The organism is Agrobacterium tumefaciens, from assembly GCF_009649785.1.
Taxonomy (GTDB): domain Bacteria; phylum Pseudomonadota; class Alphaproteobacteria; order Rhizobiales; family Rhizobiaceae; genus Agrobacterium; species Agrobacterium tumefaciens.
Genome location: NZ_WJOK01000013.1, coordinates 152740 through 159583 on the forward strand (window position 1 = coordinate 152740; position 6844 = coordinate 159583).

The 6844-nt window shown below is 59.2% G+C and carries 6 protein-coding genes; 1 reads left to right on the plus strand and 5 read right to left on the minus strand.

The features are described from left to right. Positions 1–31 precede the first annotated feature (31 nt). Complete coding sequence (locus tag GH784_RS15745; RefSeq protein ID WP_065702458.1) at positions 32–1189, plus strand: aminodeoxychorismate synthase component I; 1158 nt, start codon at positions 32–34, stop codon at positions 1187–1189. 113 nt (positions 1190–1302) lie between these two features. Here the strand turns inward: GH784_RS15745 and GH784_RS15750 are convergent, their stop codons facing one another. The 5 genes from GH784_RS15750 to GH784_RS15770 all read right to left on the minus strand — a co-directional run bounded on the left by GH784_RS15750 (position 1303) and on the right by GH784_RS15770 (position 6607). Continuing rightward, positions 1303–2580 (minus strand): type III PLP-dependent enzyme, encoded by a 1278-nt coding sequence (locus tag GH784_RS15750; RefSeq protein ID WP_065659340.1) that lies wholly within the window; start codon positions 2578–2580, stop codon positions 1303–1305. Beyond that, positions 2564–4096, minus strand: coding sequence for an AMP-binding protein (locus GH784_RS15755; protein ID WP_065702459.1), 1533 nt, complete (start codon positions 4094–4096; stop codon positions 2564–2566). Before GH784_RS15755 ends, GH784_RS15750 begins: the two co-directional genes overlap by 17 nt. Next, on the minus strand, positions 4093–4356 hold the full coding sequence (locus GH784_RS15760) for an acyl carrier protein (RefSeq protein ID WP_003515534.1): 264 nt from the start codon (positions 4354–4356) through the stop codon (positions 4093–4095). Before GH784_RS15760 ends, GH784_RS15755 begins: the two co-directional genes overlap by 4 nt. Before the next feature lie 88 nt (positions 4357–4444). Beyond that, the gene (locus GH784_RS15765; RefSeq protein ID WP_065702460.1) at positions 4445–5203 is read right to left on the minus strand and encodes a hypothetical protein; all 759 of its coding nucleotides are present in this window, start codon (positions 5201–5203) and stop codon (positions 4445–4447) included. Positions 5204–5479: 276 nt separating this feature from the next. Continuing rightward, on the minus strand, positions 5480–6607 hold the full coding sequence (locus GH784_RS15770) for an S-(hydroxymethyl)glutathione dehydrogenase/class III alcohol dehydrogenase (RefSeq protein ID WP_065702461.1): 1128 nt from the start codon (positions 6605–6607) through the stop codon (positions 5480–5482). Positions 6608–6844 lie beyond the last annotated feature (237 nt).

A 6844-nucleotide genomic window follows, 5' to 3' on the forward strand; every position in this document is an offset into this window, starting at 1 on the left:
CCCGACCCTTTCTCCTGTTCGGACGCTTTCCTTGGCACATGCGCCTTACGTTCTTTTCCGGGATGACACGACCGGCACGGTGACAGCCTTCACCGAGCCGGAGGAGATCATCGTCGCGGATGAGCCAGAGGCGTTTTTCGCGGCGCTGAAACGCATGGAGCAGCTGCGCCGCGCCGGGAAATACCTTGCCGGCTATATGTCCTACGAGGCGGGTTTCCTGTTCGAGCCGAAACTTGCGGACTTTGCTGCCGAGCCTCGCAACGTGCCGTTCCTTCGCTTCGGCGTCTTTTCCGGCCCACAACCGGATGAGGGGCGATTTGCGCGGCCCGAAAGTCTGCCGGATGCCGATGCGTTCCTGGCCGATCCCGCGCCCGCATGGAGCCTTGAAGACTATTGCCAGCGCTTCGAGCGGCTGCACGGGCATCTGCGTCGCGGCGACTGTTATCAGGGTAATCTGACGATGCCCGTTCATGCTCGCTGGAGCGGCGATCCGCTCACGGCTTTCTGGTCATTGGTTGAGCGCCAGCCGGTTAAATATGGCGCGCTGGTCGATCTCGGTGGACCGGTGATCCTGTCGCGCTCACCGGAACTGTTTTTCTCAGTTGACGGGGAAGGTTTCATCGAAACCCATCCGATGAAGGGAACGACGCCGCGCGGTGCGAATGCGCAAGAGGACCGGGCGATCATCGCGGTGATGCTTGAGGATGAAAAGACGCTTGCCGAAAACCGCATGATCGTCGATCTCCTGCGCAACGATATTTCCCGCATCACCGAGGTCGGCAGCCTCCATGTGCCGCGACTGTTCGATATCGAGACCTATCCCACCGTGCACCAGATGGTCAGCCATGTGCGCGCGAAGCTTTTGCCTGATGTGACGGTGGAGGATATTTTCGCGGCGCTTTTTCCCTGCGGTTCGGTGACCGGCGCGCCGAAATTGTGGGCGATGAAGATCCTGCGCGAACTGGAACAGATGCCGCGCGACGCCTATTGCGGTGCTATCGGTTTCATGTCTCCGAATGGAGAAATGCGTTTTTCGGTGGCGATCCGCACGCTGACCCTGTTCGATGGCGGCCGCGCGATCTTCAATGTCGGCGGCGGCATCGTTTTCGATTCGGATGCCGAGGCGGAATATGATGAGTGTCTGCTGAAATCCAAGTTTGCGGTTGGGGACAGGCTGTTACGGGGGTGATCTCCTTTCCTGTGACAAGCACAGGAATGAGGGAGGTTGGAGGAAGCTCCAATGTCAGCAGGCGGATATGCGTCCGTAAGAAAACCGGCTACGGTTTTCGCTGCCAAACGTCCTCAGCGCCCTATCACCTTAAACGCACCATTCTCCACCAGCACTTCCTTCGCCACCGGATGGCTGAGAAAACCCGAAGGGCTGGCGGTGACGCCATAGGCGCCCGATTGCAGGATTGCCAGGAGATCACCAGCCTTCAGCTTCGGCAGGGCCGCATTGCGGGCCAGCGTGTCGAGTGGTGTGCAGAGCGGGCCGACGATGGTTGCCGTTTCCTCATTGTCTGCCTGCATCATGGCCGGTGCGACGATGGGGTAGTTGCGCTTGACGATCTGGCCGAGATTGCCGGAGGCTGCCAGATGGTGATGCATGCCACCATCCGTTACCACGAAGGTGGTGCCGCGCGAGGTCTTTACCGAATTGACTTCCGCCACATAGATGCCGCCGGGACCGGCGAGGAAGCGGCCGGGTTCGACGATGATGTGAGCATTCGCAATCAGCGGATGCGCATGCATCAAGGCCTTGAGATCGGGAATGGCGGCACTGACCGCTGCAAGATCGAGCGGCGTTTCCCCGGCGAAATAGGGGATGCCGAGGCCGCCGCCGAGATCGATGGTTTCAAGTGGCCTGCCGAGCATTTCGGCCATGCGTGCGGCAAGCAAAATGGAGTGTCTCCATTGGGAGACAAGCATGTCGGCATCGAGGATTTGCGTGCCGCCGTAAATATGGACACCGACGAGATTGATATGCCTGATGTCCCTGAACAGCGGCAGGACGTTTTCGAGTTCTTCCTCGTCGAAACCGAAGGCGGTGGCCTTGCCACCCATGCGCATGGCGCCTGCCTGCGCATCCGGCACCGGATTGATGCGGATCGAAGCCTTGACCGGTTTGCCGATGGCTTCGATACGGGCAATTTCCTCGGCGCTCTCGATATGGATTTCGCCGATACCGCCCTCGATCACCTCAAGCAATTCGGCCTGACGCTTGCCGGGGCCGGCGAAGATGATCTTTTCCGGCGGTATGCCCGCCTTGATGGCGGCGCGATATTCACCGACAGAGGCGATTTCCGCGCCAGCGCCTTCTTCGCGGAAAAGCGAGATGATGGCGGGCAGGGGATTGGCTTTCACCGAATAAAAGATATTGGCAAAACCACTGAGCGCGGTTGCGAGATCGCGATAGGCGCGGCGCATGGCGCTCGCGTCATAGAGGAAGCACGGCGTTCCGGTCTCAGCGACGATATCGCGCACGGCAAGGCCGCCGATGACGAGATCGTTTTCGTCGACTGCGAATTGCGCGGCGGCAAGGGCAGGGCCGTGGCTTTGGGGTTTATCCGTGGGCGCCATTGTCCGTCCGTTCGCGCACCAGCGCGCGGTAATCCACCTTGCCATTGGCCGTCACCGGAAGCCGGTCGACCAGTTCGATGGCGCGCGGAATCATGAAGGGGGCAAGCATTTCGGCGGCTTTTTTGAGAGCTGCGGAAACATCGATATTTTCGTTGGCGGCGGTTGCCACGGCATGCACCTTCTCGCCTGCAAAGGGGTCCGGCAGGCCGATGACGGCGACCTGCTGGAAAAGGCCAGTCGACATCAGGCTTTCCTCCACCTCGGTCGGGCTGATGCGATAGCCTGACGATTTGATCATCGCATCGTTGCGGGCAACGAAACTGAAAAAGCCGTCCTCGTCTTCCACCGCCAGATCGCCGGAATAACACACGGTCTCGCCGCCGCGTGCAGCCGGAATGAAAGGGTGAGGGCGCAGCACCTTGGCGGTATCTTCCGGCCGGTTCCAGTAACCCAGCGACACGGTCGGGCCGCGATGGACGAGAATGCCGGGCTCACCCGGTTTTGCCCTCTGTCCCTCGGCGGTGACGATGAAGATTTCACATTCCGGGATTGCCTTGCCGATGGAAGTCGGGCGGCGGTCGATTTCATCAGGCGGCAGGAAGGTGGAGCGGAAGGCCTCGGTCAGGCCATACATCAGATAGATTTTCGTTCCCGGCAGCTTTTCGCGCAACGCCCTCACGGTTTCCTGCGGCACGCGTCCGCCGGAGTTGGTGATGTATCGCAACTGCGGCAGCGGCGTTTTCGCCAGCAACGGCGCGGCCCTCGTCAGGATCGCCCAGACAGTTGGTACGCCGGCAAGCCCGGTGATGGCATGGTCGCGCAAGTCCCTGACAATGTCGTCGCCGAGCCTGAAGGTGGAGATAACAGTGGTCGCACCCTGTTCAACCGCCGTCAGCAACTGGTTCAGGCCGTAATCGAAACTGAAGGGCAAAATGGAGAGAAGGCGGTCTTTTCCGGTGATCTCCAGATAGGTGCGCACGATGCGCGCTCCGGCCAGAAGATTACGGTGCGACAGCATCACGCCCTTGGGCGAGCCGGTGGAGCCGGATGTGTAGAGGATTGCTGCAAGGTCCTCGCCAATTGATGGGGAGACTTTGGCAGGCACGGGCGGGCGGCGGTCGATTTGTTCCGCCAGCAGTACAGTGACCTCGGGCAGGTCTTCCACAGCCGCGTTCAGCTCATCCATCATCGTAGCACTGCTGATAACGATTTTTGCGCCGCAATCCGCGACGATATGGCGGATTTGCTGCGCCTTCAAAAGCGCGTTGACCGGCACGAAGACGCAGGAAGCCATGCTCACGCCGAAGATCGACCAGCATTCCTCGATGCCGCGCGGCAGGAAGATGACGACACGGTCGCCGCGCTCCGTTCCGGCCTCCTGCAATGCCGCCGCACAACGTGCGGCCGCTTCGGAAAATTCGCGATAGCTCAGTGATTTTTCTTTGTAGACAAGCGCCTCATCGCCGCTTTCCGCCCGCGCGGTGAGCAGGTGGTGCAGCAGGATGTGGGTTGTCATCTGCGCCGTTCCTGCGTGACGAAGGCAATCAGATCGGCCGGCGTGCTGAGATTTTCCGGGGTGAAATGTTCATCATTGAGAACGATGCCGAAACCTTCGCCGAGAAAGATCATCAGTTCGAGAAAACCGAGCGAATCGATCACGCCGCCTTCGAGCAATTGCGTATCTGCGGAAAACGGTGCATGAGCCGGGAAACGCTGCGAGAGGTAGGAATAGATGGTCTCGGAGACATCGACTTCCCTGGGTTTCGCTGAAAGCATGCTTATTCTCCGCTCGTTCGCGCAGTCGGGACTAGTCTCGGCCGAAGCGCATTTTCTTCTTTTCAGGCAAGGTTTAAGCGCGCGTCTTTTAAGAGCGTCCCAATACCCAGGGTGGCAATAACACCAATTCTGAATATGTTTCGTTAATAAACCGTGGGTTCCATGCTCCCTTTACTTGTATTGGCGAGGATTTGAGTATGGCAAATCCGCCGGCGTCTCGCTTCTCATCGGAAGCTGCCATGGTCAATGCAAGCCGGCCTTTGCCAAGAAGATGGCGGGCAATTGCCGAAATGTGCCTCTGGGCGACTTGCCTGTCCTCGCAATAGATGAGGCGGGCGGAGGGCAGCCTTTTGGTTATGGTTTTTAAAAACACCAGCGGATAATGGCTTCCATCCGCCTCCATGACTGCCACGATGCAGCCGAAACGCGCATGATCTTCCAGCATGTCGCGCGTGGCGGCAGACAGCGTGCCCTGCGGCACTTCGGCAAGCGGGCGCAGCCGCGCCCTGGCCGGGCCGAATGCCTTTAAAGGCAGGGGATAAAAAAGCGTGCAATTCGTTATCGTTGTGAACCCCAGTCTCTCGTTCAGCTTGCAGGCTTCTGGAGACGGGGTGAGATCGGTGAAGATGTCTTCTTCGGAGGATGTCGCCATTTGCAGCATACGCGGTGCAAACCAGCGGCTGGAAGGTTCGACATACCAGCTGGACAGGTTGACGACTGTCCTGCCGGTCTCGGCCAAGCGGCTTCGGATCGTCAGAAGAACGCCAACGGCATCGTCGCCCTTCATCAGCAATTGCCCGATGGTGCCGAGATCCTGCCGCTGATGATGGTCGCTTATAAGGGACACGCCGAGCGCCCAGAAAGCCTCGCTCTTTTCCGGAAAACCTTTCGTCAGAAGTGCAACGGCAGCGACGCGGTTTCCGTTGTCGATCGGTACGGTTCTCAGAGGTCGCTCCCGCTATCTCGCGTCGTTTCGGGCAGGGAGGGATTTTTCAACTCCACCGCGCAATATCGGCATACGACGATAGATTTACCGTCCCGTTAATCGGCACGGCTGTAAGCGGAAAGGTCGGTCAATTCATATGGCAGACGCGCGGTGCGCGCCTGCCATTTTGTCAGCCGATCAATAGATTACGACGCCGCGGATGCTCTCGCCCTTGTGCATCAGGTCAAAGCCCTTGTTGATGTCTTCGAGCGGCATCGTGTGGGTGATCATCGGATCGATCTGGATCTTGCCTTCCATGTACCAGTCGACGATCTTCGGCACGTCGGTGCGGCCACGCGCGCCGCCGAAGGCCGTGCCCATCCAGTTGCGGCCGGTGACCAGCTGGAACGGACGCGTGGAGATTTCCTGGCCCGCACCGGCAACGCCGATGATGACAGACTTGCCCCAGCCGCGATGCGAAGATTCCAGCGCCTGGCGCATGACCTTGGTATTGCCCGTGCAGTCGAACGTATAATCCGCGCCGCCGATCAGGTCGCCATTGCGCTTCGTCATGTTGACGAGATAGGGCACGATGTCGTCGCCCACTTCCTTCGGGTTGACGAAGTGGGTCATGCCGAACTTCTCGCCCCAGGCCTTGCGGTCATTGTTGATATCGACACCGATGATCATGTCAGCGCCGGCAAGACGCAGGCCTTGCAGAACGTTGAGACCAATGCCGCCGAGACCGAAGACGATTGCCGTCGAGCCGATCTCCACCTTGGCGGTGTTGATGACGGCGCCGATGCCGGTCGTCACGCCACAGCCGATGTAGCAGACCTTGTCGAAGGGCGCATCGGGATTGATCTTGGCAAGAGCGATCTCGGGCAGGACGGTGAAGTTCGAGAAGGTCGAGCAGCCCATATAGTGGTGGATTTTGTCCTTGCCGATCGAGAAGCGCGAGGTGCCGTCAGGCATCACGCCCTGGCCCTGGGTGGCGCGGATGGAGGTGCAGAGATTGGTCTTGCGCGATGTGCAGGAATAGCACTCGCGGCATTCCGGCGTGTAGAGCGGGATGACATGATCGCCCTTCTTGACCGAGGTGACGCCGGGACCGACATCAACGACGATGCCTGCACCCTCATGGCCAAGGATGGCCGGAAACAGACCTTCGGGATCGGCACCGGAGAGGGTGAAATCATCGGTGTGGCAGATACCTGTCGCCTTGACCTCGACCAGCACTTCGCCAGCGCGGGGACCTTCGAGTTGAACGGTCATGACCTCAAGCGGTTTTCCTGCCTGAATGGCAACTGCGGCGCGAACGTCCATATTCTATCTCCTGGCATGGTCTCGTGATTGGATAGGGCTGTTTTGCCCGAGCTTGGCGGCAGGGGCAAGGTACAAATCCGTCTTGCCGTATTCAAAAGACGGCAATGCCCGTCACACCTGTGAGGAATTTGCGCACCGTCGCGGGCCTGCCATCAGGGCAATGTTTCGCGTTGTCTTTATATGGTTTACTTCAGCTATTCTAAATTATGAATACGTGATTTAAGTGCATGTTTTTAC

Coding starts and splice junctions, on each gene's coding strand:
- GH784_RS15750 (WP_065659340.1), bottom strand. CDS start 2,580: ATGGCGCCCACGGATAAACCCCAAAGCCACGGCCCTGCCCTTGCCGCC.
- GH784_RS15755 (WP_065702459.1), bottom strand. CDS start 4,096: ATGACAACCCACATCCTGCTGCACCACCTGCTCACCGCGCGGGCGGAA.
- GH784_RS15760 (WP_003515534.1), bottom strand. CDS start 4,356: ATGCTTTCAGCGAAACCCAGGGAAGTCGATGTCTCCGAGACCATCTAT.
- GH784_RS15770 (WP_065702461.1), bottom strand. CDS start 6,607: ATGGACGTTCGCGCCGCAGTTGCCATTCAGGCAGGAAAACCGCTTGAG.